This is a genomic window from Streptomyces sp. NPDC002754 (assembly GCF_053592315.1).
Map to the genome: position 1 here is coordinate 1,209,721 of NZ_JBSFVM010000001.1, position 24,998 is coordinate 1,234,718.

Here is a 24,998-nt window from a genome sequence, read left to right on the forward strand (position 1 = left end):
GGCGGCTTCCTTTCTTAGATCTGAGATCCATCGGTGTGGACCTCAACCTTGAGAATTGCGCCGACATGGCGCGTCTTGGCGGTCTCGAAGCCACCGCCATAGCCCTTCACACCGCGCACGAAGCACGAGGTGTCGTCCAGGCCGAGTGAGTAGTTGTCCTCGATGGCCGACCTGATCGAACTGAGACCGGAACCGCCCGCGAACTCGTCGAGCCGTTCAGAGGCGTCGGTGGTATCGACGCGGCCGACGATGATGAAGAGGTCAAGCTTCCAGACGTCATCCCCGCGGTTCATCGCGCCAGCGAAGTCAGCACTGTCCGGCCGGATGATCACCGCCGGGAACTGAAGGACATCCGGGATGTTCTGGTAGACGTGGATCTCTTCCTGGACGCCGGTCTCGACGACCTCGGCCAGAGCCTCGCGGATCTTCCCGAGGCTGCTCATCAGGCCACCAGCAGACGTGTGCGGGTGTACCGGGACAGCTTCAGGCGCGCCTGAGTGCCGAGGCCGGAGACCGGGCCCGACGGGCGGAGCGTGACACCGTACTGGTCGGACATGACGCCGTACGGGGAGTCCTTCATCTGGAAGGTGTCCGCGGCGAGCATCATGCAGGCCTGCCGCACATCGGCCGGCACACTCTCCCAGCCCCACTTCGCGGTGACCCGGAAGCGTGCACGGCGGCCGGTACAGAACGTCGGCCAGAAGTCGATGTGGATGACCCAGTAGGGCCAGCCGGGAAGACCGTCGACGACACCGTTGAACGGCGACACCTCGTAGTGGGTGTCCGGGATCGCCACCCAGTCCCCGAGGCCCGTCGGGTCGTGCTCGACCACGAGATCGTCAAGGGTGTAGAAGTCGTCGACCAGGAGGCGGTTGCCTCGCTGGGTGGTCGCCGCGTAGAGCCTGGGGCTTGCCGTGTCGACCTTGTTGAACTGCCTGTTGCAGATGCGCTCGATTTCCCTACTTGCCGAGGTGATCGCATCCGTGAGGGTTTCGTCGTTGTCCAACTTCGCGGACTTGATGTGCAAGTAGTCCTTGATCTCAGCGAGTTCAAGGTAGAGATCACCGAGCGCCATCTGATCCCTCTCATGAGGAGAGGGCCCCGGCCGGAGCCTGGGCCCTCAACTAGCGGATAGATCAGGCGGTGTCGTTGGAGACCAGGTAGCGGAACGCCTCCGGGATCAGGATCTTGGAGTTGTTCATCCAGACCGCGTACACGCCGCGCTGACCGGTGGGCATACCGGAGCCGTTGACGACGGTCGGAACCATCTCGACGGTCATGCCGATGCGGTCGACGATGAGGAACTGCTTGAAGTCACCGAAGGCGATGAAGGGGAGGTTGTCCCCAGCCAGGGCGGTGGTGATCGAGTTCATCGCCGTCGAGCGGTAGGTCGGGTAGTCCAGGAGGCGACGCGGGGTGCCCTGCGTGAGGGACTCGACGAACAGGTTGTTCATCGACCCGGAGGCGCCGTCCGTCGCGAACTGGCGGATCTTGTTGTAGACCGACTTGTGCGCGAGCCAGGAGGCGTTGCCCTCCCAGCGGGCGTCGAGCGCTTCCTCCACCTTGTAGAGGTCCGCGACACCGAAGGCGAGGTCGCCGCCGGCGAGCACCTCCTGGCCGGAGGTGATGTCCGCGGAACCGACGACACCGCCCGGGTTGGTGCCGGTGCCATCGCCGGTGATGAAGGAGTTCTCCTCCTGCGCCTTGGCGTCGACCAGCATGCGGGTGATCTCCGAGCGGAGCGCGCTCCAGCTCAGGTCGATTTCCATCGAGAACACCGTGTAGCCCTGGACGCGGTTCGTGCGCAGGGTCGGCTGGGCGAGGGTGAAGTTGGACGCCGTGGCCGCAGCCGCTTCAGCCGCACGCGCGACCGTGGTACCGGCGGACGTGACGCCCTGCCACTCCTTGCCGACGATCGTCTCGACCCGCGCGAGTTCGCGGATCGGGTTGACGACACCGGCCGAGGTCAGCATGACCGTGGGGTCGAGCTGGAACGGGACCGCGTAGCCGCCGTTGCCGTCGCCGCCCAGAGCCTGGGCGGCACGCATGAGGGCCTGGCGCTCCTCGGTGGTGCAGAAGGCGTCGTTGCCGTGGCGCAGCACCTTGGTGAAGCCGCGCTCGTAGTCGCTGGAGCCGGTGAGCAGCATGCGCTTGGCCAGCTCGCGGGAACCGTTGTCCACGGTCTCCAGCAGCTCCATGGCGCGCTCCTGCGCGTCCTCCTTGCGGCGGGTGCCGTACGCGGCGCGCTCGATGGCGTGCTTGGCGTTGTCGGTGACCCGCTCCAGGAAGTCGTCGCCGGAGTAAGACATGGCACGCAGCTCGCCCAGGTCGAAGACCTCAGCGTCGGTCTTCTTCTTGATGAAGGCGGGGGCGCCGGTGTCGGTGCCACGCTCGGTGACCTTCGCCTCGCCCAGCTCGGCGACCGTGGCGATGCGGGCCTCGGCGCGCTCGATGTCCTTCAGAAGGGTGGAACGCTCGTCGGCGAGGGTGTCCCACTCGCCCTGGCGCTCCTCGTCGAGGGCGGCGTCGCCGGCCTCCTCGTGCATGGACCGCAGGGAGGCCTTGACCTCTTCCAGGCGGGCACGCATCTCTTCGAGAGTCTTCACTGTCTTCCTTATTCAGTTGTGGGTTTTGCTTACAGCTCGTTGAGCGCCATCCAGCGCTCCCGGGCCGCTTGGGACATGCCTGTCGAGGTGCCCGCCTGGGCGGCGTCGTCAGGACTCTCTTCGCGGGATTCGTCGGCGTCCGTGGCCCCGTCGGGCTGCTCGGAGGTGACGTCCTCGCTGGTCCGCTCCCCGTCGGGGGCGGAAGTCTCATCGGGAAGGCCGCGGCCGACGTACTTCATGACGTCGTCCTCCGTCAGACCCTCCTCGTCCAGCATCTCGGCGGCAGAGCGCACACCGACGCTGGTCTGTGCGTAGGCGGGGAAGACGACAGGGCCGGCCTCCATCAGCTTCACCTCGGTGATAGTCCGCTGAAGCGGTCCCCGCTGGTCGCCGTTGACGTCGCGGCCGTCGCCCCACAGCAGATCCTGAAGCTCTCGCTTCGAGGTGATCTCCTTGCCGTCCTTGTCGGCCCACGCCTCGCGGACGACACCAAACTTGAAGGACATGCCGGAAACGGCGCCGGACGCGATGGCCTGGCGAATCGGTTCTGCATGGTCGAAAAGGTCGCCTTCGACACGCAGACCGCGCTCGTCCTCGCGGATGTCGGTGAAGTTGCCGATCGGCAGCGACCCGAAGCGGCTGTCCCGCCCGTGATCGAACTGCATGACCGGCTTTCGCTCGGCCAGGGTCTTCTTGAACGCCCCGGGGGCGATCCGCTCATCGAACTCGCCCTCCCAGGAGCGGATCCGGGTGTCGGCATTGAAGACTGCGGCGTAGCCGGACAGGCGCCGGCCGGCGCCCTCGCCGTCGCTGCGCTCTTCCAGAGTGAAGTCGACCGTCCTGGACAGGAAGCCGTCGAGTGGATTCTTCTTCGTCATCGCATGACCTCCCTACGTGGTCGGCTTCTTGGGCGCGGCCTTCTTCGCGGCAGCGGCCTTCTGCTGGTTCTGGAGCGGGGTCGGCTTCGCACCAGTGACGTTGCCGGCCGGCTTGCCGTTCTGGCCGCCCGCGGGGCGCCCCTTGGCCGTTGCTGGATTCTGGTTCGGGTTCTGCTTCGGCGGGTTGCCCTTGGCGTCCACGCCGGCGGCGGCAGCACCCTGCGGAAGAGGCGGCTGAAGCTGCACGCTGAACAGGCCGGTGTGCTTCAGAAGGCTGATGTCTTCCTTCTCGGTCGCCTCGACGATCGACTCCGGCGTGTAGCCGTCCTGGATCAGCTTCGTCATGGCCGATGCCTTCTCGTTGAAGACCTTGACCCTGGTCGAGGCGTCGTCCTGAAGGAAGGAGATGTCTCGGTCGTCGTACCAAAGGCGGACGTCACCCGAGCCGCTGTCGGGGAACTTGCTCGACGGCTTCGGCACCAGCACGCTGTATGCCGCCGCGATCGAACGCCACATCGGCCGCATCCGCATGTCCGCGAACGCCTCCCGAGCCGCCTTGAAGTTGCCCGCGTTCAGTGACGAGCCCTGCATGCCCTCGGACAGGCCGACCACCACCGGGTGGACACCGGCCGCCGCAGCGATACGTGTCTCGCCGGCACCCTGCGTCTTCTTGAAGTCGAGCTGAGCGAAATCGTGGGTCAGCGGGGTGACGTCGGCGCCGCCACCCAGGTAGAGGGGGCTGTACGCGTTGTCGACGCCGACGTGGGCCTCGTCGAGGGCCTGGACGAACTCCTTGAACTGCTCTTGGGTGACCGTCTCCTTGAAGGACACCGCCATCGACGGGGTCGCCGCGTTCTCGAAGAACTTCCCCTTGTGTCGGGTCGCGGCGATGTCTGCCGTGATCTCCCGGACGACCGGGGTGATCCACGAGATGCCGCGGTACTGCGCTTCAGGGTCGGGAACGGGCGCCCAGTGGGCGACCTTCCCGTTCTCACCGGTGACCGGGTAGATGCCCCACTTGGAGCGGTCCTCGGTGTTCCCCGGCTTGTAGATGTAGCCGACGATGTCGGACTGCACGGCGAGGGTGGGGTCCTTGCTCAGGACGATCTCGACCCAATCGGGGCGGAGCCGTCGCAGGCGGTTGCCTTCGCGAACCACGTAGTGGTTGCCGGCCATGTCGACGTCCTGGATGGCGCGGGCGAGGAGATCGCCGGTCGTGCCGTTCGTCCAGGGCTTCTCCAGGATCTCCAGTTCCTTCGTCCCGAACAGGTTCTGCTGGGGACGGCCACCCTTGAGGGGCTGCCACTGGAAGCGGGCCTCGCAGAACACCATCTGCCGGGCGACACAGCAGGCGTAGACGATGGCGTTGCTCTTGAAGGCGCCCTGCACGTAGCCGGTGAAGTCGTTACCGATGACCTCGCGGGTGCCAGTGGCACCGCTGCCGTAGCGGACCGGGTAGTTGACCCCGTTGAAGTTGAAGTAGTTCGCCCACTGCTCCATCGAGAGGTTCGGATCGGCCCGCTGCTCCCTGCCGCGACCGAATATGGTCGACCAGAGGTTAGGCATCGTCTTCGCCTCCCTTCTTCTCTATTTCGATGAACGTGAGGGCGAGGGCGCCAACGAAAGCGCCGCCGTAGAGTCCGTAGGGGCCGAATTGCCAGACGGCGCCGGCGGTCGCCATGAGTAGGAAGAGGAGGAGCGCGAGCAGCGCCCAATTCCTCGTCACATCTACCTCCTGAAAACCCAAGGGGCGGACGCAGGCTGCTCGTTGAGCAGCTTGCGGTATCCCCATGCGGCGATCGTGGCGCTCACGAGCGGGGAGATGTCAGATCGTGCGTTCTTCTTGTCCCAGGCCCACTTCTCAGCCAAATCCCGCTTATCAGCGGCGGCCACAGCCTGGTTCAATGCCATCTGGCCGATGTGCGCAATCTTGCGAACCTCGCCGCGGCGGGGGACAACGCCAACATGGAACTCGCCGCACGCGACGGCGTATTCGTTGGTGTTCGGCGAAAGCACCGTAATGCCGAAGCCCTCCAGCTCCTCAATGAAGGAGGAGGCCTGGCCTTTGTTGTCGATGACGACGGCGTTCGGCTTCAGAGACGTCCACAGCTCGCGGATCCGGGACACAACCCAGTCCGTGCCCTGCCGGTAGTCCTCCGGGTAAGGGCCCTCGCCGCGGCCAGTGACCTCGACGTGAATCAGGCCCTCGTCGTTGATGCCGGCCGCGGTGATGCACGACCACTTTCGGTCGGGGGAGACGTCGACCGCGAGGGTCCAGATGTTCTTCTTGCCGCCCATGAGGATCGCCGACTCGGCGTCCTCGGAGGCCTTCCAAGACGCCTCGTCGATGATGGCCCAGGCGTCGCCCTCGACAGGCCAACGGCCGACCGACAGTCGCTCAACCTTGAAGGCCTCCTCCGACATCGCCCGACGCTCGTTGGCGACCGTGTCGCGGGAAATGCGGATCCCGTAGCCCGGATTCGCCTTCGCCCACACCTCTTCGTCGTCGAGGCTGTCGTGCTCGTCGCACGTAGGCAGACAGAAGTCGGTGCAGGTATCCGCCGACCACTCGGCGAAGAACAGGTACGGGTCGAGGTCGCCGGCGGCCAGGGCGTTCAGGGCGCGGTTCCGGACGCGGCCGAACTCGTGCGCATCCTCCAGGCCCGCCGACCCGGTGTACCAGATCTGCGGGTTCGGCTGAGCCGACAGCGTCGGCCGCAGCGCCATCATCGACTCCTCGTCGAGGAACATCGCCTCGTCGAGGACAACGAGTTGAGGGCTGAAGCCACGGCCCAGCTTCTTCGTCCTCGTCTTAAAGAGGAGGCGTGCGCCGTTCTTCAGCTCGATGCGCTCCTTGCCGTTCGCCTCGTAAGCACCCTTCAGCTCTTTGTTGAGCAGCGGGGTGTCCTGGATGAGGGAGGCGATGCGGCGGAAGTGCTCGCCCGAGGTCGCGAAGTCCTGGGCGGAGTGAATGATGGTCTTCTCGCCGAAAAGGAAGAGGCCCGCCAACTGGCGGGCCTCCAAGATCGATCCTTTGCCGTTTTGTCTCGCTACCACCAGGCCGACATCTCTGGCGGCCCACATCCTCTCCCACTCCTTGGTGAAGGGGTTGAGGTACGTCTCATTGCGCTGAGCGCAGGCACTCTCCAACACCCATGCCTGCCAGGGGTCCAGCTCCAAACCGGCCAGGGCTGCAAGGTCTACGGCCTCACGACCCAGAGTCGAAACGCCCGTAGGGGGAACGTGGCAGATCCTCGGCCTTTGGTGCCCGAGCAAGCTTGGACTTCCGGAGCTTCTCAAGGTCGTCCACCTCGCCCTCTGCGTTCGGATCGGGGATCGCCTCGATGTCCTCGACGAGCTTCTGGAGCCGGAGGACGAGCGCGGACAGTTCGCCGGTGCGCATCTGCGACATGAAGCAGGTCTTGCACCGGTTGCCTTCGAGTTCATGCGCCACGAAGTCGCGCATCGCGATGAGGGAGTCGCGGTGGTCGCCCTTGCGGACAACCTCTTCGAGGTTCTCGCGTGGAGCGAAGTACTCCATCTCGTCAGACACGTCAGCCCCCTGCGATCTGGGACTCAAGGTCGACCACGCGGGCGGACAGCTCCTGCACCGCCTTGATTAGAGGCCCGACGAACTCGGCATAGTTCATCGCGAGGACGTCCTCACCGCCGTTGACTTTGGTGTCCTTGTATCCGCCGAAATCCTGGCCGGTCTCATCGATCAACTGCTTGATCTCTTGGGCTATGACCCCTGTGTGGTACCGCTTGCCCTTGAAGCGGCCGTCACGCGGAACGCCCTCTTGTTCGTAGGCGATCCGGTAGTCCCACCTGTACTCGACGGGCCGCACGCGATTTACGAAGTCCAAGCCGAGGGTTGCGTCGCGTACGTCCGTCTTGTCGCGGAGGTCGGACGTTCCGCTGATGCTGGTGTCGTAGCAACGGAGGTCGGCTGTAGCGGTGCCGAGCTGGACCACGCTGTCACCGATGATCGGTGCCCGGTAACCGATGGCCGTGGCATACGAGCGGGTGGTGTTCGAGCCGCTGCCAGTCGAGGGTGTGCCGGCCGAAGCACTGGTGTACTTCCCGGCCTCGAAGCCCACCGCGGTGTTGTAGCTCTGGGTCGTGATCGAGTCCAGGGCCGAGTGGCCGACGGCGACGTTCGCCGTACCCGACGTGACCGCATTCAGAGCTGCGCCGCCCACGGCGATGTTGTTGCTCGACGTGCAGTTGCGGAGAGCGACTGACCCGACGGCGACATTGAACGAGCCGCTCGTGGAGTCCGCCATTGCCTGCGGGCCGATGGCGACGTTCCGGCGAGCACCCGAGTTCCCCGTGTCGGGGGCCGAGAGGCCGCCGTTCAGGGACTCCATGGCCGAATAGCCGACCGCCACGTTGTACCGCGAGTGGGTGTTGGCCTGAAGGGCGTTGTAGCCCAGAGAAGTGTTGCCGATGCCCGACGCGTTCTGCTGCTGGGATTGAAAGCCGACAGCTGTCGCGAAGTCGACGTTGATGCCATCGCGCATGGCACTGGACCCAACGGCCGTTGCGCCGGTGACGTTGTAGCCGTGTGCCAGTGAGTTGTATCCGACGGCGACTGAGTCGATGGCCTTCACGGCGTGGAGCAGAGTGTTCCGACCCACGCCGACGTTCTGCTGGTTATCCGTGTACGCGGAAGGCAGGTTAGCGGGGCTGCTAGCCGACCCCACGATGTCTGTGCGCAGCGTCGACCAGCGAGAGTCGATGCTGTAGAGCTGTGCGGAGCCGGACCCGTTGAAGAAGTCGTGCATGTGTGTCATCGGGTCGGTGTCGCCAGTCCACTTACCGGCGTTGGACCCAACGAAGGTGTTGGAGTCGTTCCACACCGAGGCGTACTGGGCGTCGGTTCCCACGGCGACGTTCTTGCTCATGCTGGACGAGCCACTGAACTGCATGGTGCCCGACCCGAGGGCGGTGTTGCGGGAACCGTTAGTAGAGGTGGTCAGTGCGTTGTGGCCGACGGCCACATTCGCGCCCTGTCCGGACGAGGCCGTCAGGGACGCGGCGGCAGTCTGACCCACCACCGTATTCAGGCGGATGGGGTCACCAATACCGCCGGTCAGCGGGGTGTTGACTCGCTGGGCGGTGCTCGGGTCCAGCGCCACGGTGGTAGATCCGACCTTGAGAACACCCACACCGTAGAACCGGCCCGTCGGGAACGACGTGAGCACATAGGTGCCCTCGGGCACAAACACCGGCGTCGCAGAACCGGAGACAGCGGCCGTGAAAGCCGCTGAGTCGTTGGTGGAGTTGTCCCCCTTGGCGCCGAAGTCCTTCACACTGACGTACTTCGACGTCAGGCCCAAATCTCGCATGGTTGTCCCGCTCCGTAAGCGATTAGGCGGCGCCCTGGACGGTCACCCGGTACTGGCTGGAGGTGGGCGCCGTCGCGAACCGCAGAGTGACCGTCGTGGTCGAGGTGGCCTCGTTGTCGACGATGACCTCCTCGTACGGACTGGACGCGTTCCGCACAGTCACGTCCACGTCGCGGGTGCCCAGTCCGTGCGTGACGACGATGTTCGTCGTCGAGCCATCACCGATCGCAGCGGCGTACTGGCGGACCACCGTGGAGTCGACCTGCACCGCATCCGCCGTGATGGTCAGGCCGGTGCCGGTGTTGACGGCCAGAGCCGAACCACCGCCGCCTGTAAGACCGTTGCCGGCCGCCGCCGCGGCGATCCGCAGAGCGTCCGACGACACCTCCAGGCCGGTGCCCGCGGCCACGTCCAGGACACCCGAGGTGAGCGTCAGGGCGCTGCCGGCGACCCCAGAGGCCAGGCCGAGCGAGTTCGCCGACACCGTGATCGACGCATCGCCGACGACGTCAAAGACACCCGCGGTGAGGGTGAGACCAGCACCTGCCGACGACGACGCGATAGCCAGGGCAGAGCCACCACCACCGGTGAGGCCAGCGCCCGCGGCCGACGTCGCGATCCGTACGGTGTCGGAGGACACCTCCAGGCCCGTGCCGGTGTTCACGTTGAACGTTCCGGCAGGAGACTCGGCGAGGCCATCACCCGCGGTGTACGAGGCGGACGAACCACCAACCTCGGTCCAGGACAGCGACGTCGTCCCGAGCGTCACGTTGTCGGTGAGCAGCCGGTACACCTTGTCGGCCAGCGTCGAGCCTTCGGTGACCGTGACGGTCGCACCGATCAGCTCCGAAGCCGTGTCGGCGTCGGTCGCCCTCGTCAGCGCGCTCGCGGCGGCCGTGAAGACGTAGATGCCGTTCTCGGAGGCCGCCGTCTGGTTCTTCAGCAGGACACGGTCGCCGCCGGCCAGGGTGACACCGTCGAGCGTCGACGGAGCCGATGAGACGGTGACATCAGCGGTGGAGGCAGCGCGGACACTCGCCTTCCAGGAGAGGCCGCGTACCAGAGCGTCCACGTACTGCTTGTTGGCGAGATCCGTACCAGTGGAGGGGTCGCCGGCGTTGATGCCTCGCTGTCCAGCGAGGTCGATGCCGTTACCGAATTGCATGGCCACGGGGGCGCTCCTTACGAAATATAGGCCGACCCAGTGACCGGCGAACTCCACGTGACCGTGGCCTGGTTGAGGGATCCGTGCTCGACGTCGCTGATCACCAACGCCCCTGTGGCGTCGAACAGCGAGACGTTGACCTTGCGGCCGAGGTTGTGGTTGATGACCCACGTCGCCGAGGGCACACCCTGGGAGAACTCGTAAGCGGCACCACCCGGAGCGCCGGGGGCACCTTGCGGACCCTGGGGGCCCTCTGGCCCCTGTGGGCCAGGAGAGGTCAGCTCCACTGTTGGAGAGGCTGGCTGCTGTACCGACAGCCCGAGGGGCTGCTGCACGAGCGTCAAGGACCGGCCGTCCGTCGACACCGACAGTTGAGGGCCGCCCTCGATGACGAGGATCGGCGCTTCGCTCACCGGGTCACCGCCGGAGACACCGACGCCTTCCCCTCCAGCAGCCGAGACACCACGCCGCCGGCCGACTCCGCGGTCAGATCCCACTCGGCACCAGTGAACGACAGCAGCGACGTGATGGACGGCGCAAGCCTGATGTCGATGACACCCGTCTCTTCGAGGGACCCGATGGTCTGGCCCGTGTCGAGCGCGTTGGAATCGAAGCTGACCAGCGTGCCGGCCGCCGAGGGGGATTGGCGGATCTGCATGCGGATCCGATAGCCGGTGAGGTCGACCGCGACGCCTCCCGGATCCTTCCAGGTGATGTAGAGCGGGAAGGTGGCGCCCTGCTCTATGACGATGTTGTGCTTCGCTGCTGGCACACCTTCTCCTTCCCTAAAGGGGCAGCACCGTAATGTCACGCCGCTGAAAAGATGCTCGACACGTTGACGAGCTTGCCGAGGTCTTATATTGCAAAGTGAAGGTGTTAGACCCGGCGGTAAGGCCCGTTAGCAGGTGGCCTGCGCCGTTGCGCACCGCCTGGCCCGCTTCGCCAGTGTTGTTTCGAAAGGTGATGCCAGTGTCTTCTGTTGCGGCAATAGTGGTTGCGCCGGACACCGCGTAACTCATCATTGCCCACAGCGTGCCGGTGGACCCGGAATCGTAGTTGACATCCATCTGCGCACTAAGGCAGATGAATGCAGTGGTGCCAGTGGTGACCGTAACCGAGGGGTTAGTGCCAGGGGTGCCGCTGAGGGTCGCCGTGTAACTGGTACTGGTAGTCGTTCCAACGTTCGCCTGAAAAGTGGAAGTTGGGATACGTTCCACAATGGCGTTGGCGCCTGTAGTTACAAAATAGCGTCCCGCGGCAGTAGCTTTCGCCGGGGCGGTCTCCAACAGGTTGTCACGCACATAAGTGTTGAACTGGGCAGCCGTAAAGGCGCTGCCTGCAACAGCCGTCATGGGGGCTGTCCACGCCATTACACTACTCCGTTCTCAACTGCTTCATCCCGCAATTCCTTGACGGACTGCCCATGTGGACAGCCCGCCCTCAAGGCCAACGAATGGTCCCGAGGGAACCAGTTACGCGTCCTAGGCATAGGGCGCTCTTGTAGGGCATCCCAGATCCCCTGCGCATTATCGGGCCATACTGCTGGCCCGATATGCCCGCACCCATGAGGGGGTGTGCAGTAAAACGACGTCTGGCCAGACTCGAGAGAGACGGCGTTACCGCACCCCAAAGGGCAGTCGGCAACCCAGCGGCCGAAGTTGACATATGCCAGCGCAGAGTCAGCAATAATGAGCCTCACTTGAAGACTCCCGTATCAAATCCGTAGTTTGAGTCATCGAACTTCAAGAAGAAGTCCACCTCCCCGACACCCGCCGCCCCCATGGCCGGAAGGGTTGTCGAGACACCGCCGTAGACGCCCGAGGGCAGGGCCGCCTCGACGTCCGTGACCAGCCGCGGAAGGCTGCACTGGACCAAACCGTGGATGACACCCGCAGCAACACTCGTCGCCAGCCCCGGGAGCGTCGCGCCGAACGACGCGGCAAGCCCCTGCTCGAAGGAGGACGTCAGGCCGGGGAGGACCGACACGATCGGGCCGCCCGTCGCGAGCAGTCCGCCGTTCACCGTGAGCGGCAGGAGAGCCACCACGATGCCTGTGCGGACTGAGGGGTCGGCCAGGGTGAACGTCGCGGAGTCGACGAACGTGCTGGGCGGACAGTTCGCCGTCCACACGTACAGGCCGCCGCCGGCCCCGTCCGTCGTCGAGTCATTCGACCGCTCCGTGACGTTTGCCAGGTCGGCATCCGCCGAGAGCAGCGTCGCCTCAGGAGACACGGTCGAGACTCCATGGCCACCGAAGTACACGACCATCTCATCCGCGATCGTCGTCGACAGAGACGGCATCGTTGCCGTCGTGTCGTTGACCTCCTGGAAAATGCCGCCGTCCACGTCGATCGGGCCGTCGATGATGTCGCAGCCATGGAACGCGTGAATGATCGCACCCAGGTGATCGCCACCGTCCAGCAGGACCGGAGGAACCTCCGAGCCGTCCGACACCCGCCAGAACACCGCGAGCTGATTCCCGGTATCCGACGAACTCGTCACCTGCGGAGACGAGTTGACCTGCGTCCAGCCCTCCGGGCTGGTGATCGTGTCGCCTTCCTCTGCCGTGACCGCCAGGAGCAGCACGTCATTAAGCTGATACGAGGCCGGCAAGGGGACCGTCAAGTCCTCCGTGCCGTGCACAAACCCGCCGTGGGACACCCACGTCACCGCTACGTACGCCTCGAAGTCGACGCCGGCCAGCGAAGGCAGCGACATCGACATCGACGACTCGTTAGCGCTCTCCGACACCCCGGGCAGCAGAGCCCTCAGGCGGGGGAGCTGAGCCCCGAGCAGCGCCCTGTTGTCCAACGAGCACCCGACAGACGACCTGACCGGCGACAACCCCATGCCCAGAAAGCCGACATTGCCCCGCGGGTCGAGGAACATCGCCGTCGCCCGAGGCATCACCGTGTCCAGGCTGCCGCTCGGGCCCGTCATGTCGATGACGACGCCCTTGCGGAAGATCTCGGTCATGTCCTCGGCGTAAACCCTGAACGCCCGCCGCTCGTCCTCGACGACGATGACGTTGTCACCATGCGGACGCGTCTCCGACAAGAAGTCCAGCGTCACCGGCCGCAGCGTCGAAGAGAACCTGCCGATGGGGGTGACCGCACCACCAAACGACGAGCGGACCCGAGGCAAACCCGCAGAAAGGGGGCCACCCGTAGCCGTACCCGAGAACGACTCACCAAGCCGCGGCAGCGCAAAGACAAACAGCCCAGACGGCGGGGCACCCATGCCGACCAGGTCCGCCGACACCTTCGGCAAGAACAGCTTCGCCGGCCCCGATGCCATCGTCCGCACAGCCGCGAACGACGCCCGAGCCTTCCCCAACGTCGACGCGATAGCGCCGGTCCCCGGCGTCCCGATCGTCTTCAACACGACCGTGCGTTCAATCGACGAGGTCAGGGTGACGCTGGAGTTGAACGACGCACCCGCGAGAGTCCCGACAGGCTTGTCCCCGCCGCTCGACTCCACCGACTGGACGAAGTACTGCGTCGAGCCGCCGCGGTTCGACGTCCGCGCCCTGGCCGTACCCCCGCTCGTCGTAAACGCGCCCTCCGAAGACACCGTCGCCGCGCGGCCGGCCCGGAACCAGATGAACTTGCCGGCAGCCGTCGACGTGGCGTTCGGCGCGGATCGGGTGTCAGTGCCTGCCGTGTTCGCTTCGGTGTAAACGTTGATCGGGGCCGCGGCGTCGACACCCCGATACCCGAGGATCTCGACGCACATCGGCGTCAAGCCGCCCTCGTCGTCCGTGAACGTGTACGAGCTGGCCTCAGAACTGCCGGCAACCTTGTAGAAGATCGTCGAGGTGAGGGAGCCCGCCACGTTCTCGTACCGAGACACCGTCGACCAGCCCGCCGGCGCCGAATGATGGGCGTCACCACCCGACACGCAGAACGCCAGCAGCACATCGCCGACCGTCGTACCCGCCGGCTTGGCGCTGGCCACAGAAGACGTGTTGTTGCTGCTATCGGGGAAGGACCCAGGGCCGCGACTCGAAGCGACGAACGTGACCGCCATCAGTCATCAACCCCCCTCGAAGGCACGACGATCAGGCGGGACAAGTCCTCCTCCACCGCGATCACACGGACACCAAACACGCGCGTCTCCGTAGACAGCATCAACCGAGGCAAAACCACGGCATGCAGCGTGCCCCGAGCAGCCACGGCACCAACAGCCTCCGCAGACACCGCGCCCAGAGTCCCCGCAAAATCGCCGGAGCTCTCGATCGGAGAACCCAAGCCGTCCATCACAGACGTCACCGACGGCAGACCAGCATCAATGTCGGCGTCGAAATGGGCGCCGACCTCGAAGTCCGATGCAGCAACCGAAGGCAGCACAGACGCGAAGGCTCCGGACGCCGGCGTCGCCTTTGTCCGCAGCGCCAGCGTCACCTCACAGTTGTCCGATTCCGCCTGCGAGCAGGTGATGGCCAGACCGGGCTTGCTGCCAGCCCCCGAGTAGTCCGACGTCTCGCAGTACTGGACGCTCGCGTAAGACACCGAGCCACCCGAGAAGACACCCTTGTCGACGACCTCGGTCACGCCCGACGCCGTGAACGTCGGCACCGCCGTGCCGGCGAAGCGGACAGCCCTCACATACAGCAGCCGGCCATTCGCCGCAGTCACCGTCTTGGCCTGACCGGTACGGGGCTCCGCGTGCGAACCGCTGATGTACGACACAAAGTCCGAGCCGATCGGTGTCACCGTATCGACGTTCGCCCAGGCAGAGAGTGTCAACACCAGCGGTGCCGCGGACGGCACCTTGAACTGGAACGAGGCCGGCTCCTCGGAGCCGGCCACCTTCCAGTACATGCCCGTCGACCACGAGTTGCCGGTCGTGCCGGAAGCGTTGGCGTAGAAGAGCTGATTCCAACCCGACGGCCTGGTCACCGTCTGGTTGTTATTCGTGAACACCGCCAGGAGCAGGTCCCCGGCGACCACACCGGCAGGCTTGTTCGCTGTGACCGATGTGCCGTTCGCCGAGGTTGCCGACGTCGCCGATCCGCGCTGAGTAGGCATCTACGCTCCCTTTCGGCGCGGAGCGCCCATCAGCTCGTCGGCATCGTCACGGTGCCCGAGGTGATCGTGACGTTCACGGCCGCCGTGATCGACGTCGTGTTCAGGTTCAGCTCGGCACCCGAGGTTCCAACCGAACCCTGAAGAACCACGGTGGTCCCGTCGTTCAGCAGGATGCGGAAGAACGTCGCCGTACCCGAGGTCGTCGCCGCCACGGTCAGGGGGACACCGTTCAGGGTGAGGACGCCGCCAGACGACGAGAACGCCGTCGAGTTCAGGGAGAACGTGGCCAGGTCGGTGTTGCCGGACGTGGCGGCGGAGGCGTTGGCCGGCGGGGTGCCGTTATAGATGACCAGCTTCGCGGCACCGCCGGAGTTGATGTACGTGTTCAGCGCGGACGACATCTGGTTCGCCGCCGCAGCAGTGAGAGTGGTAGCCATTTCTGCTTCCCTTTCCTATCGCTGAGTGCAGCGGAGGGTAAAAGACCGGTCGTCAATTCGGCCGTCGGATGTGGTGACTCGATTAGTGACCCGGTACACCTGGCCCTCGGTTCCGCCCGAAAGCCAAACCGTCGAGGTCTTCGCCGTGTGCGAATAATTGGTGACGACAATTCCAGGGTCCGTAATAAATACGGCATCGGTTATTGTCTCGAATTCGCCCAACCAGGGGGTCCAGTCGAAGATCCAGTCGAGGGTAGCGTCGGGATCTTTCTTGTGGTCCTTGAATATCGGCACTTATTCAACCGCCCTTTCCGATGAATAGAGGCCGACACTTTCAGGGCCCGGCGGGACTGGAGGGGTGTCGAGGGCTACCCGGAGGCCGGCCAGGGCGGGTGGCGCGATCGTGGCGTAAGAACTGTCGCGAGCAAAGCCCTCACCAGGAAAAACTTCGCTTGAAGCATGATCGAAACGCAGAATTTTGCCGAGGGGAGAGAAATCCTCGACAGCGGGGTCGCCGACGGGAATTCGAATTACGTGCATACCCCTCCCCCCTACCCCATCCCAGAAATGAGCGTGTATGTAGAAATTACATTCATGGTGGCTGATTCGATGGCGCGCTATGCTGAATAGCTGCATTCTGGCAGTGCAATTCAATTCGCATTGTTGCGGTGCATTCGAAGCGCGTAAGGGTGGGAGTCACACTCAACGTGCTCGGCACGTGCATGCACCAATGAATTGATTTGCTTTCGTCATTGCCATTTGCGTGAGAATTTTCGATTTCGAGAATTAGGGTTTTTACCTTTTCTCAAATTACATATACGGTGCGCGGGTCTTAGGTTCTCTATGTCCTCTGCTAGCCATGGTGCTAGGGCCATGGGTACTACATGGTCTGCGGTGTAGGCCAGTGGGTCAGTGTGGTGCACGCCTGTTGGTATGGGTGCGCCACATAGGTGACATAGCCATGGGTACTCACGCTTTAGTTGATCAACCAAGCGCTTGAACATTGCCGTGTTCCTACCTTGCTTTGCTGACATGCGTTGTCCATGCATTGTTTGAGTAGGTAGGTGTGCACTGCACTAGTGCTACTCGCCGTGCATGCACCATACGTAGGGGTGCACATACGGGGGTGGGTATGGGGTGCGCCACATAAGGGCGCCTATATAGCCGCAGGCGTAGGCCCGGTTTTCCCTGGGATTCGGAATGTTGCCCCATGCCGACTGGCTTCGATTCCAGCGCAGATAGCCCCGAAAATCATGCTCTGGTTAAGCCTTAACCCTTGGTCAAAACGGACATATAGGCCTAAACTGGTATCAGAAGTTAAGGAAAGGCCCCGACACACAGGGAGAGCCACCTCAACTTCCAGCAAAGATCTCGAAACCCCCGGAATACACACGCACGAGATCACAAGGCGCCCGGTCCAGAAACCGGGACAGGTGAGTGATAAGGCCCCTGGAAAGGCTAAGGCTCACCCGAAGCGAGTAGATGGAAGACATCAGGCTTCGAATTTCACCAGTTCCCGAGTAGCGGACAGAGGCGCCAAGAGCGCCCGCGCGAACCATCCCACCGTTGGTCACGTATCCCGGTTCGATTCCGGGCGGGAACGCCAGCAAAGGCCCCAACTAGCAAGCCCTCAGAAAGAAGATGAGCGGTCATGACCATGGCCGAGTATCTACGCCAGTCCCGCACTCAAACCCAACGCGAAGTTGAAGTCAGGGGTGTCGTTCACGACTCCCACAACCTCACCCCGCGCGAGTGCTCGGAAATCCTCTCCACCCTGAAAGGCCAACGGTCATGAGTGACAACGACGTTCCCAACATCGTTTCCGGCACGGTCGCAAGCCACCGGGCCGACAGTAACTCCCCTAAGAGGACGCCCAGTTGGCTGAAGTTCGGTTACGCCGTACTGGCAACGCTGCTCGCAATTGTCGTGGCCTCTCTCACCCTGGGCCCCTGCAATTCCGATGATGGCGACACCCTCAAGCCGTGCCGCAACGAAGACTCCCGGCACTGCTATTGGGACGCCGACACCATGGGCAACGGCGAGGGTCACGACGTGGTGACCAAGTGATGGAACGCATCCGAATTCAGCGGCCGACGCGCAAGCCTTCCCGGCCCCAAGACATAGACACCCGCACACCTTCCGGCAAGCCCCTGCCGTACTGAAAGGCCGTGATCGTCATGTCGTACCGCCCCATGGTTGACGCCAACCACTCCGCAGACGCCGAAGAGTTCGCGGCCGTGCTCTACGAAGAACAGGCCGCACGCCGCGACTACTCCGAAGCGTTCGAGCGCAACCCCTACGCGTGCGCCGTCTGGTCACTGTCGGCGTACCTCGATGCGGCACAGGCCGCCGCTTACAGCGTTGCCCGGGGTGAACGGTCATGAGTCGCATGAGCGATCTCGACATAGTCCGCCAAGAAAACGGACTTCCCACAGACACGCCACTCTCGGTGCTCATCGCGCTCGACTCTGCGGCTCCTCAAATTCCTTCCCTGTCAGTCGACATGAGCGGGGAAGTTACGTACGGGGATTGGATTGAAGCCACATACGACCCGGACAACGGAAGCGTTGACCGGCTGGAAGACTTGGAAATCTAACCATGTCCATGACCCGGAAGCACTTCAACGACATAGCCGAAGCTGTCGCGGAAGCCAAACGACAGATTGAACACTCCGGTCTGGGAGTCGACGCGCACGACGCACTTGAGTACGTCACCCGCGAACTCAGCACTGCATGCGCCCGGAACTACAAGGGTCCGTACGGATTCAACCGGTCCCGCTTCACCGAAGCTTGCGGTTATCGGGAGGTCTGATCATGAGCCGCATATTCGCCCAACTCACATGTACTCGCGTCAAGTGGGATGACGAATACCAGGACTATCCGCACGAAGAGCACGGGTGGGTTTGCCCGTCGTCCCGGTACGAACTCTACGACTCTCGCAACGACGTCCGGCCGATAGTCGACGAGCCGGAAGACTCCGAGGAGTTGGCCGAAGAGGTTCGCGACGCTCTCGGATTCCTGGAGGGCGGCTACGAAGACAACGCCGATGGCACGTTCTACGCCCGCGATTCGTACACGCCGTACGACATGGACGCCGATGGCTGGACGTACAGCTATGCACTGCACTTCGTGCGCAAGTTCTACGGGCCCGGCGGATGGCAGGAAGAACGCTGGCACCCCTTCAAGGACGGAGGGGTCGAACCATGAGCGGTTACGTTCCTTGCGACTGTCGCGACTGCATGGATGTCGCAATCACGGGTGACGACAACCGGCCCGCACTCTGCGAACTGTGCAGTGAGGCCGGTTGCTCCCGCTATTCCGAACGACCCGGATTCCTCTCCGGCTACGAAGAATGCCAGCGGCCCGACGCTTACGGCGTCGGTGACGCCGAGTAGGCGCATCCCACAGACACCCAACTCCCGGTCATGACACCCGCGCCCAGGGCGCAACGACTGTCTACCGGGAGTTGGGCCCAACCTTCGAAACCACCCCACCCCCAGGAAAGGTGCATCCCATGTCTAGCGAAACTCGCGAGTGGCTTTCTCACAACACCCTGATCGGGTTTACGTCCAAGCGCGGCCACGCGTGGCACCACAGGGCCGGTGACAACAATTGGTACCCCGAAGCGATCCCCGTGGATGACGTGCACAAGCGGCTGTTTCACTGGGAGGCCGTCAAGGTCCCCACCCGGTACGACTGGCAGGGGATGACGCACACGTCCAAGAAACTGTCCGTCATTCGTTCAGACTCGGGTGCCGAGCTTGGGTCGTTCAAGGATGGCTATCAGCCCCACCAATACGGCGAGTGGCTGCTCGACAACGTGGCCAACATCCTTGACGACTCCCTGCAAATCGGTTCGGCCGGTCTGCTCAAGGGTGGGGCTGTCGCGTGGGTGTCCGTCGAAATGCCCGACACCATCGAAACCGTAGAGGGTGTTCGGTTCCGGCCATTCCTTCTGGGGTGTACGTCGTTCAACGGCTCAATAGCCACCACCTACAAGGAAGTTGTGACGAACGTCGAATGTGACAACACCATGAGGGCCGCACTCGGCGAGAATTCGGCCACCGTCAAGGTTCGCCATTCGTCCAAGTCGCTCGCCCGGATTCAGGACGTCCGGGATGCTCTCGGCATCGTTCACAAGGTGTCCGAGGACTTCCAGGCGGAAGTGTCCCGACTGACGGCCGTCCGCGTGGATGACGCGACGTGGGAACGCATCGTTGAAGATCTCGCCCCGATGCCGGAGGACGCGCAGAAGTCGAAGCGGGCCGCGAGTCTGGCCGGTAGCAAGCGGGATGCCCTGATGAGGCTTTGGCGCGATGACGAACGCGTCACCCCGTGGGCCGGTACCGCGTTCGGTGCCTGGCAGGCGTTCAACACCTACGGCCAGCATGAGGCGAACGTCCGGGGAATGTCCCGGCAAGAACGCAACATGCTGAATGCCGTCAACGGAACTATCGAGACAGCGGACGCCGAAACGGTCGCCCGCATTCTGGAACTGGCGGCATGAGCCATGAGTGATACCCGCGCCATCGTCGACGCCCAAGAGATCCTGACGGCCGTGTCGGCGTTCGTCGGCACGTTCGACGCGTGGACGCTGAACGATATCGGCCCCCACCTGACATGCACCGAGGTTGAGGTCATGGCGGAGGTGTTCCGTGTGAGCGGATACGAATCGAGCGCCGACACCCTCATAGAGGGGCACGCCCGCGAGGACGATGAAGGCGACGAGCATTACGCCCCGGAAGGTGAGGCGGACGATGGTTGAGCACAACCCCTCAAATGCCAACCCGTACCGCGTACTTGCAGCCGTCATGACTGAACTGCAAGAGGCGGGCGAGATCAGCCCCATCGATCAGGGGAACATCGTCTACCTGATCGATTGGGATTCACGGCGTAGGCGCTACGTCTACAACGTCCGAAAGCCCCGTGACTAACGCGTGCGCCCCAACTGCGAGTTGGGGCGTAGGCGCAGCATCACGGTTCCCAACACTCAAGGAAAGGCGCAAGGTCATGGAATTCAACCTGCATGACGGCCCGTTTACCGGCATGTCCGGTAGCGCGGGCGTCTCAGAGTTCCCCGACGTCTTCACTTACGAAGACGCCCGGGGGTTCATCTGGCACTCACCTGAGTGTGAGTACCTGATGGGCATCAACGGCCGTGGTGAGCCTGAGGTGTTCAACCTCGTTGACGACTCACCCCATGCGTTCGTGAGCGCCGCCCCGGGGTCGGGCAAGTCGGTGATCGCGGCCAGTATCGCGACACAAGCACTCGTCAAGGGTGCATCCGTCGCGTTCCTGGACATGAAGCGAATCAGTCACCGTTGGGCGAAGAACCTGCCCGACGTGACGTACGCCGTCGAAATCGACGAATGCGCAAACGTGATCATCAGTGTTGCCGCTGAAGTACGACGACGTATGCGCATCATTGACGAATTCCCCGGCCCCGTCGCTGAGGCGCCGGTAGGCCCCCGGCTCGTCCTACTGATGGAAGAGGCCAACACCCTCATGGGCCAGTTGGAAGAGTTTGAGAAGACTCTGCCGCCGCGTGGCGTCTACCGCCCCCGTCGTGCGCTCGCCGACATCCTCAACCTCGGTCGCGCCGCGAAGGTGCATGTCGTCGCGTTCGCGCAGTACCCCGACGGGCGACTGTTCCCGAAAGCGATGATCGAAGCGTTCGGGCACCGGGTACTCATCCGGCACACCAATGAGTCTTGGAAGTCCCTCGCTTGGCAACTCGGTTACGCCCGCCCGTCACCGCAGCAGCGGGGCCGGGGCCTCACTGTCCGGGGTGACAAAGCTATCGAAACGCAGTTCCTCTACATGCCCGAAGAGCTGTGCGCCCAACTCGTTCGCGACGCCTACGACGCACGCGAGCGTATGGGGCTCGTCCCCACACGGCGCGAGCGTCGGCAACAGGCGCGCGGTGCCGCTCGCGAACTGCGGCGCGCCGAAGGGCGGAAGGTAGGTTGACCCCATGGAAAGTCTTGACGCGCAGATCATGGCGTTCGCGGACGCGTTGGCGTCGGTCGGAAGTTCCGACGATGCCGACGCGCTTCGGGCCTACGCGGCAACCATCAGGGAAGTGGTCCGGGGTGCCCACAGTGAGGGGAGTCTCGGCGAAACCCTCCAGGGGTTCGCCGATGCTGCCGACGCTGCTGCGAAGGTGGTGCAGGATCACACCCCGCCCCCATGGGCGCCATAAAAACACGAAAGCCCCGGTCCCCCTTGGTGGGGGCCGGGGCTTTTCGCATGTCCGGGGGCGGTCGCAACCCTGGCGGTGTGGCCTACCCCGTTGGTAGGGGTTGCCAGGGACGCGTTCCAGGGTCTTGCCGGTGGGAGGGTGTCGGCCCCCAGGTGGTACAAAGTGGTGCACAATCCAAGATGATCTTGGCCTAAACGATCTTGCTAAATGATCAAGGTGCGGACCGACCGCGGGGGGCGGACCTGGGGGCGGACCGCGCGGGACGGACCGCCGGCTGGGGGTCGATCGTGGATTTGGCACACGACTGCCTGTTCACTTCATAATGAATCCTAAATGTCCTATTTGTCAATACTCGAATTCAAGATCTTTTATGCGGATCGCGGGGGCGGACCGGACCCCGCCCGCGGCAGCTCGACCACGTCCCAGCCGGCGGACCTGCCGGGACCAAGGCGATGCCACGACAACCGACCCTCCCGACGCCACCGGTACAAGGTCTGACTATCAACCCCGGTGTACCTCATGGCGTCGCTCGTGCTGACCAGGCGGTGGCGGATGTCGCGGGTGTCGCCGGCTTTCAAGGCGCGCACGTGGGCGACCAGGGCGGGCGTCTCCCGGAACCAGTCGCTGTCCCCGGAGATGCGTCCGTCGGCGAACTGCTCTTGCCGGTCCCTCGCCCGGCCTTCCTCGACCGCGAGGAACTCTCCGCCGGGAACTTCATCGGCGTACTCGTCAGCGATCCGGATGCGGCAACAGAACCTGTAGTAGTTGATCACCAGGAATTTTGGCCTTCCCGGAAACGAGGGGGGTCTTTTCGACCGCCCTCTACGTTTTTCAGTTGTGTGGAAATTTCGGCCCCGTTGGCGGCGAGGGGGGACTCGACGACCGCCCCGTACGTTTTTCGGTGTCAGGCGTCGCCGGGGTCGGTGCCCTCGACCTCGGTCTGAGCTGTCATGCCCTGGAAGCCGGCGATGCGCTCGTTGGACTCGATCCTCCGCCGCTCGTTGTCGGCGTCGAGGTCGTTCTTCCGACGCTGAGTGGTGGCCTCCAGCTTCGCCTTGGCGACGCTCGCAGCGGCGGCGAAGGAAGAGGCGACGGCGCCGCCCGCGAGGATCTCGTTAACGATCTCGGGCTCGGCCCCGCGCCTGAGTGTCGCGTCGGCGCTCTCGATCGGGTGACGCTCGCGGCGGTCCCGCCTGCCGACGTCAAGTGGGACCGACACATCTGGCGCATCTTCGAATCGGAGTAGCCCCTCCCATTCTGGGGCGTCCTGGCTCTCGGCTTCTTCCTCCGCGCGGGCCGCCTCCAGGGCGTGCCTGAACCTGCTGGTGAAGTCGCGGAGGATGTCGGCGGCCGGGCCGCCCTGCTTCAGAACCTCCTCGGCTGCGGGAGATCGCTCCCCATCTCCCGCAGCCCGGCCAACAAGAGCCTTTTTCAGCAGGAGGGGTTCGGGTAGCGCATCGGCCTGGGTTAACGCGGCGATCAGAAGGTCGCGTAGGGCGAGCAGTTCCCTGTCCGTGCGGGGTGAGTACTCGTTAGACACGAGAATAGTTTGCCCCAAACCACCGTTGCAGACAGCCCGTTGCGCGACTTCTGTGCTGCAAGATGCGGTCCGTCTCCTCGCTATTCGATGATCCTGAACGTCTGGGTGTCGCTCGGCTGGTACTGCCCGTACGACGCGATGGCGTTGATGTTCAGCTCGTTGAGGGTCATGGCCATGTCGTCGAGCAGCTCGATGGCGTCGCGGAGGATCTGGGCCTCGCCGGGGAGCAGGGCGCCGCGTTGGGCCCGGTCAATGAGATGCAGCAGCGCGTTCTTGTTGTTCACGACGCCTGCCCCTGTTCGTAGAGGCCCATCCAGTCGTCCATGCGGTAGCGGAGGCCGCAGTCGACGCAGCGGACGTCGGTGCGCTGGGTGTCGCGGCCGATGGCGAGGGTGCCGCCGCAGTTTCCGCAGGACGTGTCTTTGAAGGTGCCTTCGGAGGTGAGTTGGCCGAGGGTGCGTTGGGCGATGGTGATCCACCGGCGGGTGGCGGCGAGGCCTTCCTCGACGAGGCGTGGGTAGTCGTCTTGGATCTGCATGAACTGGTAGGGGAGTGTCGTGAGGACATGTTCGACGGCTTGGAGGCCGAGGGTGGGGTCGCGGCCGGCTTCGCGGGCGATGCGGTCGTAGAACATGTAGGTCTCGACGGTGATCTCGTCGAGGGCGAGGAATCCGGCGTTGGTGTTGGGGCGGCTGACGGGTTTGTTGGGGGACGGGCGTTCGGCTTTGGGTTCGGCGCCGCGGTCTCCCCAGGACGGGTAGTCCTTGAGCTGTTGGAGGAGGCCGGGGTTGCGGAGGGTTTTGGATCGGCGTTCTCGTACGACGGGGCAGTTACAGGGTTCGGTTTTATTGCAGTGCCCGCGGTGGTAGGGAACGAGTTTTACGTATTCGACCTGCTCTATTTGTACGGTCGTGAGGAGACTGACGTTCTCCTTGATTTCGTCTATCAAATTTCTTCGTCCTCGGGTGATGGATCGGTTATCCCGGCGAGTTTCTCGTGTTTCATGGTGGCGATAGTTATTCGCCTCGCTACCCGGTATGCGGGTTCCCGTGGCAGGCATATTCCGGCAATTCGGGTACCGGATTCGTAATGCCGGAATGTGACGTGCACTCCGTCTTTCGATGCAGATATTTCTACGAGGACGGAATCCTTTTCGTCGTAGATACTTTCGCTGATTCCGGTGTCTTCGTCGCTCATGGACAATCCTCGTGTTCCGCCCAGATCCAGAGGTGTCCGTGCTGGACGCCCGTGAAGGGCTCGCCGGGTCTAATCGGTCGCGTGCAGGTCCCGCATTCCGCCCTCAGGCGCGGGGTAGCCCCAGATGCCGTCGCGTTGGACGAGGCCGACGGTTCCGGGGGCGGCGCACCGGCGATCGATGCCGAAGCTGCCGATGCGGTGCTTGTCGCTCGCGCCGTAGGTGCTGAAGGTTTCGTGGCAGCCGGAGCAGTGGGCTTTCGCCATTCCGGTCCAGGACTTGCCGCACTCGCCGTGGGTGATAGCCATCGGGGCTCCATCTCGTCGCACTGTTCAGGTTCTGGCGGCCCCGGAGGGACTTTCGGGTGTCCGGGGACCCCGGGACGGTTTTCGGGCCGTCCTTGGCCGAGGGCTCCGGCACGATCAAAAGGAGGCGGCTCGCATGTCGGGCAGGACTGCACCGACGGGTCCGCCTGCCGGGCGCACTGCCCAGGTGCCGGCGACCAGCCCTGAGCCCTCCACGCATCGCACGCCGGCGGTACTGGCGCCTGCTCCAGCTCGGTGAACCGGACGGCGTTCATGGCGTGCCCGCCACA

At 64.0% G+C, this 24,998-nt stretch carries 32 protein-coding genes; 8 read left to right on the forward strand and 24 right to left on the reverse strand.

Translation table 11 applies throughout. The features are described 5' to 3' along the window. Nucleotides 1-14: 14 nt before the first annotated feature. The 17 genes from ACWD2L_RS05845 to ACWD2L_RS05925 form a co-directional block, all read right to left on the reverse strand. On the reverse strand, nucleotides 15-443 hold the full coding sequence (locus tag ACWD2L_RS05845) for a hypothetical protein (RefSeq protein WP_451187351.1): 429 nt from the start codon (nucleotides 441-443) through the stop codon (nucleotides 15-17). Beyond that, the gene (locus ACWD2L_RS05850) at nucleotides 443-1,075 is read right to left on the reverse strand and encodes a head-tail connector protein (protein ID WP_451187354.1); all 633 of its coding nucleotides are present in this window, start codon (nucleotides 1,073-1,075) and stop codon (nucleotides 443-445) included. Before ACWD2L_RS05850 ends, ACWD2L_RS05845 begins: the two co-directional genes overlap by 1 nt. 61 nt (nucleotides 1,076-1,136) lie before the next feature. Then, on the reverse strand, nucleotides 1,137-2,606 hold the full coding sequence (locus ACWD2L_RS05855) for a phage major capsid protein (RefSeq protein WP_451187357.1): 1,470 nt from the start codon (nucleotides 2,604-2,606) through the stop codon (nucleotides 1,137-1,139). Between the two features lie 29 nt (nucleotides 2,607-2,635). Continuing rightward, the gene (locus tag ACWD2L_RS05860) at nucleotides 2,636-3,484 is read right to left on the reverse strand and encodes an HK97 family phage prohead protease (RefSeq protein ID WP_451187360.1); all 849 of its coding nucleotides are present in this window, start codon (nucleotides 3,482-3,484) and stop codon (nucleotides 2,636-2,638) included. A gap of 12 nt (nucleotides 3,485-3,496) precedes the next feature. Continuing rightward, a complete protein-coding gene (locus ACWD2L_RS05865; RefSeq protein ID WP_451187363.1) occupies nucleotides 3,497-5,050 on the reverse strand; it encodes a phage portal protein in 1,554 nt (517 codons plus the stop codon). Next, nucleotides 5,043-5,210: a hypothetical protein gene (locus ACWD2L_RS05870; RefSeq protein ID WP_451187366.1), complete on the reverse strand. Its 168-nt coding sequence runs from the start codon at nucleotides 5,208-5,210 to the stop codon at nucleotides 5,043-5,045. The genes ACWD2L_RS05865 and ACWD2L_RS05870 overlap by 8 nt, the downstream gene beginning before the upstream one ends. A 2-nt stretch (nucleotides 5,211-5,212) precedes the next feature. Next, nucleotides 5,213-6,664, reverse strand: coding sequence for a hypothetical protein (locus ACWD2L_RS05875; protein WP_451187369.1), 1,452 nt, complete (start codon nucleotides 6,662-6,664; stop codon nucleotides 5,213-5,215). Nucleotides 6,665-6,692: 28 nt separating this feature from the next. Next, nucleotides 6,693-7,037, reverse strand: a complete 345-nt coding sequence (locus tag ACWD2L_RS05880; protein ID WP_451187372.1) for a hypothetical protein — start codon at nucleotides 7,035-7,037, stop codon at nucleotides 6,693-6,695. A 1-nt stretch (nucleotide 7,038) separates the two neighbouring features. Next, on the reverse strand, nucleotides 7,039-8,835 hold the full coding sequence (locus tag ACWD2L_RS05885; protein WP_451187375.1) for a tail fiber domain-containing protein: 1,797 nt from the start codon (nucleotides 8,833-8,835) through the stop codon (nucleotides 7,039-7,041). A gap of 22 nt (nucleotides 8,836-8,857) precedes the next feature. Further along, on the reverse strand, nucleotides 8,858-10,006 hold the full coding sequence (locus tag ACWD2L_RS05890; protein WP_451187378.1) for a hypothetical protein: 1,149 nt from the start codon (nucleotides 10,004-10,006) through the stop codon (nucleotides 8,858-8,860). A gap of 11 nt (nucleotides 10,007-10,017) precedes the next feature. Beyond that, nucleotides 10,018-10,413: a hypothetical protein gene (locus ACWD2L_RS05895; protein WP_451187381.1), complete on the reverse strand. Its 396-nt coding sequence runs from the start codon at nucleotides 10,411-10,413 to the stop codon at nucleotides 10,018-10,020. Beyond that, nucleotides 10,410-10,772, reverse strand: a complete 363-nt coding sequence (locus ACWD2L_RS05900) for a hypothetical protein (RefSeq protein WP_451187385.1) — start codon at nucleotides 10,770-10,772, stop codon at nucleotides 10,410-10,412. The genes ACWD2L_RS05895 and ACWD2L_RS05900 overlap by 4 nt, the downstream gene beginning before the upstream one ends. A 13-nt stretch (nucleotides 10,773-10,785) precedes the next feature. After that, nucleotides 10,786-11,352 carry a hypothetical protein gene (locus ACWD2L_RS05905; RefSeq protein ID WP_451187388.1) on the reverse strand — a complete coding sequence of 189 codons (567 nt, stop codon included), beginning with the start codon at nucleotides 11,350-11,352 and terminating at the stop codon, nucleotides 10,786-10,788. Nucleotides 11,353-11,695: 343 nt separating this feature from the next. Next, nucleotides 11,696-14,029, reverse strand: a complete 2,334-nt coding sequence (locus ACWD2L_RS05910) for a hypothetical protein (protein WP_451187391.1) — start codon at nucleotides 14,027-14,029, stop codon at nucleotides 11,696-11,698. Next, entirely contained in the window at nucleotides 14,029-15,030 is a 1,002-nt protein-coding gene (locus ACWD2L_RS05915; RefSeq protein ID WP_451187394.1) for a hypothetical protein, read from the reverse strand. The genes ACWD2L_RS05910 and ACWD2L_RS05915 overlap by 1 nt, the downstream gene beginning before the upstream one ends. A gap of 29 nt (nucleotides 15,031-15,059) precedes the next feature. Continuing rightward, the gene (locus tag ACWD2L_RS05920) at nucleotides 15,060-15,467 is read right to left on the reverse strand and encodes a hypothetical protein (RefSeq protein ID WP_451187397.1); all 408 of its coding nucleotides are present in this window, start codon (nucleotides 15,465-15,467) and stop codon (nucleotides 15,060-15,062) included. 15 nt (nucleotides 15,468-15,482) lie between these two features. Then, entirely contained in the window at nucleotides 15,483-15,761 is a 279-nt protein-coding gene (locus ACWD2L_RS05925) for a phage fiber-tail adaptor protein (protein ID WP_451187400.1), read from the reverse strand. Between the two features lie 165 nt (nucleotides 15,762-15,926). Between ACWD2L_RS05925 and ACWD2L_RS05930 the strand changes: the two genes are divergently transcribed. Continuing rightward, on the forward strand, nucleotides 15,927-16,097 hold the full coding sequence (locus tag ACWD2L_RS05930) for a hypothetical protein (protein ID WP_451187403.1): 171 nt from the start codon (nucleotides 15,927-15,929) through the stop codon (nucleotides 16,095-16,097). 119 nt (nucleotides 16,098-16,216) lie between these two features. Here the strand turns inward: ACWD2L_RS05930 and ACWD2L_RS05935 are convergent, their stop codons facing one another. After that, a complete protein-coding gene (locus ACWD2L_RS05935; protein ID WP_451187406.1) occupies nucleotides 16,217-16,516 on the reverse strand; it encodes an HNH endonuclease in 300 nt (99 codons plus the stop codon). Nucleotides 16,517-17,258: 742 nt separating this feature from the next. Between ACWD2L_RS05935 and ACWD2L_RS05940 the strand changes: the two genes are divergently transcribed. From ACWD2L_RS05940 to ACWD2L_RS05970, 7 genes are all read left to right on the forward strand, one after another. Then, the gene (locus tag ACWD2L_RS05940) at nucleotides 17,259-17,534 is read left to right on the forward strand and encodes a hypothetical protein (protein WP_451187409.1); all 276 of its coding nucleotides are present in this window, start codon (nucleotides 17,259-17,261) and stop codon (nucleotides 17,532-17,534) included. Between the two features lie 101 nt (nucleotides 17,535-17,635). Then, the gene (locus ACWD2L_RS05945; protein WP_451187412.1) at nucleotides 17,636-17,851 is read left to right on the forward strand and encodes a hypothetical protein; all 216 of its coding nucleotides are present in this window, start codon (nucleotides 17,636-17,638) and stop codon (nucleotides 17,849-17,851) included. A gap of 429 nt (nucleotides 17,852-18,280) precedes the next feature. Next, nucleotides 18,281-18,673 carry a hypothetical protein gene (locus tag ACWD2L_RS05950; RefSeq protein ID WP_451187415.1) on the forward strand — a complete coding sequence of 131 codons (393 nt, stop codon included), beginning with the start codon at nucleotides 18,281-18,283 and terminating at the stop codon, nucleotides 18,671-18,673. A 307-nt stretch (nucleotides 18,674-18,980) separates the two neighbouring features. Then, a complete protein-coding gene (locus ACWD2L_RS05955) occupies nucleotides 18,981-19,973 on the forward strand; it encodes a DUF932 domain-containing protein (protein ID WP_451187418.1) in 993 nt (330 codons plus the stop codon). 3 nt (nucleotides 19,974-19,976) lie between these two features. Continuing rightward, a complete protein-coding gene (locus ACWD2L_RS05960) occupies nucleotides 19,977-20,231 on the forward strand; it encodes a hypothetical protein (protein WP_451187421.1) in 255 nt (84 codons plus the stop codon). Nucleotides 20,232-20,476: 245 nt separating this feature from the next. Further along, a complete protein-coding gene (locus tag ACWD2L_RS05965; RefSeq protein WP_451187424.1) occupies nucleotides 20,477-21,436 on the forward strand; it encodes an FtsK/SpoIIIE domain-containing protein in 960 nt (319 codons plus the stop codon). Nucleotides 21,437-21,440: 4 nt separating this feature from the next. Next, nucleotides 21,441-21,668, forward strand: a complete 228-nt coding sequence (locus ACWD2L_RS05970; RefSeq protein ID WP_451187427.1) for a hypothetical protein — start codon at nucleotides 21,441-21,443, stop codon at nucleotides 21,666-21,668. Between the two features lie 368 nt (nucleotides 21,669-22,036). Here the strand turns inward: ACWD2L_RS05970 and ACWD2L_RS05975 are convergent, their stop codons facing one another. The 6 genes from ACWD2L_RS05975 to ACWD2L_RS06000 all read right to left on the reverse strand — a co-directional run bounded on the left by ACWD2L_RS05975 (nucleotide 22,037) and on the right by ACWD2L_RS06000 (nucleotide 24,711). Continuing rightward, entirely contained in the window at nucleotides 22,037-22,441 is a 405-nt protein-coding gene (locus tag ACWD2L_RS05975) for a helix-turn-helix transcriptional regulator (RefSeq protein WP_451187430.1), read from the reverse strand. Between the two features lie 131 nt (nucleotides 22,442-22,572). Beyond that, on the reverse strand, nucleotides 22,573-23,208 hold the full coding sequence (locus ACWD2L_RS05980) for a hypothetical protein (protein WP_451187432.1): 636 nt from the start codon (nucleotides 23,206-23,208) through the stop codon (nucleotides 22,573-22,575). Between the two features lie 80 nt (nucleotides 23,209-23,288). After that, nucleotides 23,289-23,492, reverse strand: coding sequence for a hypothetical protein (locus ACWD2L_RS05985; protein WP_451187435.1), 204 nt, complete (start codon nucleotides 23,490-23,492; stop codon nucleotides 23,289-23,291). Further along, a complete protein-coding gene (locus ACWD2L_RS05990) occupies nucleotides 23,489-24,157 on the reverse strand; it encodes a hypothetical protein (protein ID WP_451187438.1) in 669 nt (222 codons plus the stop codon). Before ACWD2L_RS05990 ends, ACWD2L_RS05985 begins: the two co-directional genes overlap by 4 nt. Then, the gene (locus ACWD2L_RS05995) at nucleotides 24,154-24,405 is read right to left on the reverse strand and encodes a hypothetical protein (protein WP_451187441.1); all 252 of its coding nucleotides are present in this window, start codon (nucleotides 24,403-24,405) and stop codon (nucleotides 24,154-24,156) included. The genes ACWD2L_RS05990 and ACWD2L_RS05995 overlap by 4 nt, the downstream gene beginning before the upstream one ends. Nucleotides 24,406-24,474: 69 nt before the next feature. Continuing rightward, on the reverse strand, nucleotides 24,475-24,711 hold the full coding sequence (locus ACWD2L_RS06000) for an FDXHR family putative zinc-binding protein (protein WP_451187443.1): 237 nt from the start codon (nucleotides 24,709-24,711) through the stop codon (nucleotides 24,475-24,477). Between the last annotated feature and the right edge of the window lie 287 nt (nucleotides 24,712-24,998).

Coding starts and splice junctions, on each gene's coding strand:
- ACWD2L_RS05885 (WP_451187375.1), bottom strand. CDS start 8,835: ATGCGAGATTTGGGCCTGACGTCGAAGTACGTCAGTGTGAAGGACTTC.
- ACWD2L_RS05865 (WP_451187363.1), bottom strand. CDS start 5,050: ATGCCTAACCTCTGGTCGACCATATTCGGTCGCGGCAGGGAGCAGCGG.
- ACWD2L_RS05935 (WP_451187406.1), bottom strand. CDS start 16,516: ATGCATGGACAACGCATGTCAGCAAAGCAAGGTAGGAACACGGCAATG.
- ACWD2L_RS05860 (WP_451187360.1), bottom strand. CDS start 3,484: ATGACGAAGAAGAATCCACTCGACGGCTTCCTGTCCAGGACGGTCGAC.
- ACWD2L_RS05915 (WP_451187394.1), bottom strand. CDS start 15,030: ATGCCTACTCAGCGCGGATCGGCGACGTCGGCAACCTCGGCGAACGGC.
- ACWD2L_RS05850 (WP_451187354.1), bottom strand. CDS start 1,075: ATGGCGCTCGGTGATCTCTACCTTGAACTCGCTGAGATCAAGGACTAC.
- ACWD2L_RS05965 (WP_451187424.1), top strand. CDS start 20,477: ATGGAATTCAACCTGCATGACGGCCCGTTTACCGGCATGTCCGGTAGC.
- ACWD2L_RS05970 (WP_451187427.1), top strand. CDS start 21,441: ATGGAAAGTCTTGACGCGCAGATCATGGCGTTCGCGGACGCGTTGGCG.
- ACWD2L_RS05955 (WP_451187418.1), top strand. CDS start 18,981: ATGTCTAGCGAAACTCGCGAGTGGCTTTCTCACAACACCCTGATCGGG.
- ACWD2L_RS05930 (WP_451187403.1), top strand. CDS start 15,927: ATGATCGAAACGCAGAATTTTGCCGAGGGGAGAGAAATCCTCGACAGC.
- ACWD2L_RS05995 (WP_451187441.1), bottom strand. CDS start 24,405: ATGAGCGACGAAGACACCGGAATCAGCGAAAGTATCTACGACGAAAAG.
- ACWD2L_RS05950 (WP_451187415.1), top strand. CDS start 18,281: ATGAGCCGCATATTCGCCCAACTCACATGTACTCGCGTCAAGTGGGAT.
- ACWD2L_RS05845 (WP_451187351.1), bottom strand. CDS start 443: ATGAGCAGCCTCGGGAAGATCCGCGAGGCTCTGGCCGAGGTCGTCGAG.
- ACWD2L_RS05960 (WP_451187421.1), top strand. CDS start 19,977: ATGAGTGATACCCGCGCCATCGTCGACGCCCAAGAGATCCTGACGGCC.
- ACWD2L_RS05940 (WP_451187409.1), top strand. CDS start 17,259: ATGAGTGACAACGACGTTCCCAACATCGTTTCCGGCACGGTCGCAAGC.
- ACWD2L_RS05920 (WP_451187397.1), bottom strand. CDS start 15,467: ATGGCTACCACTCTCACTGCTGCGGCGGCGAACCAGATGTCGTCCGCG.
- ACWD2L_RS05905 (WP_451187388.1), bottom strand. CDS start 11,352: ATGACGGCTGTTGCAGGCAGCGCCTTTACGGCTGCCCAGTTCAACACT.
- ACWD2L_RS05910 (WP_451187391.1), bottom strand. CDS start 14,029: ATGGCGGTCACGTTCGTCGCTTCGAGTCGCGGCCCTGGGTCCTTCCCC.
- ACWD2L_RS06000 (WP_451187443.1), bottom strand. CDS start 24,711: ATGGCTATCACCCACGGCGAGTGCGGCAAGTCCTGGACCGGAATGGCG.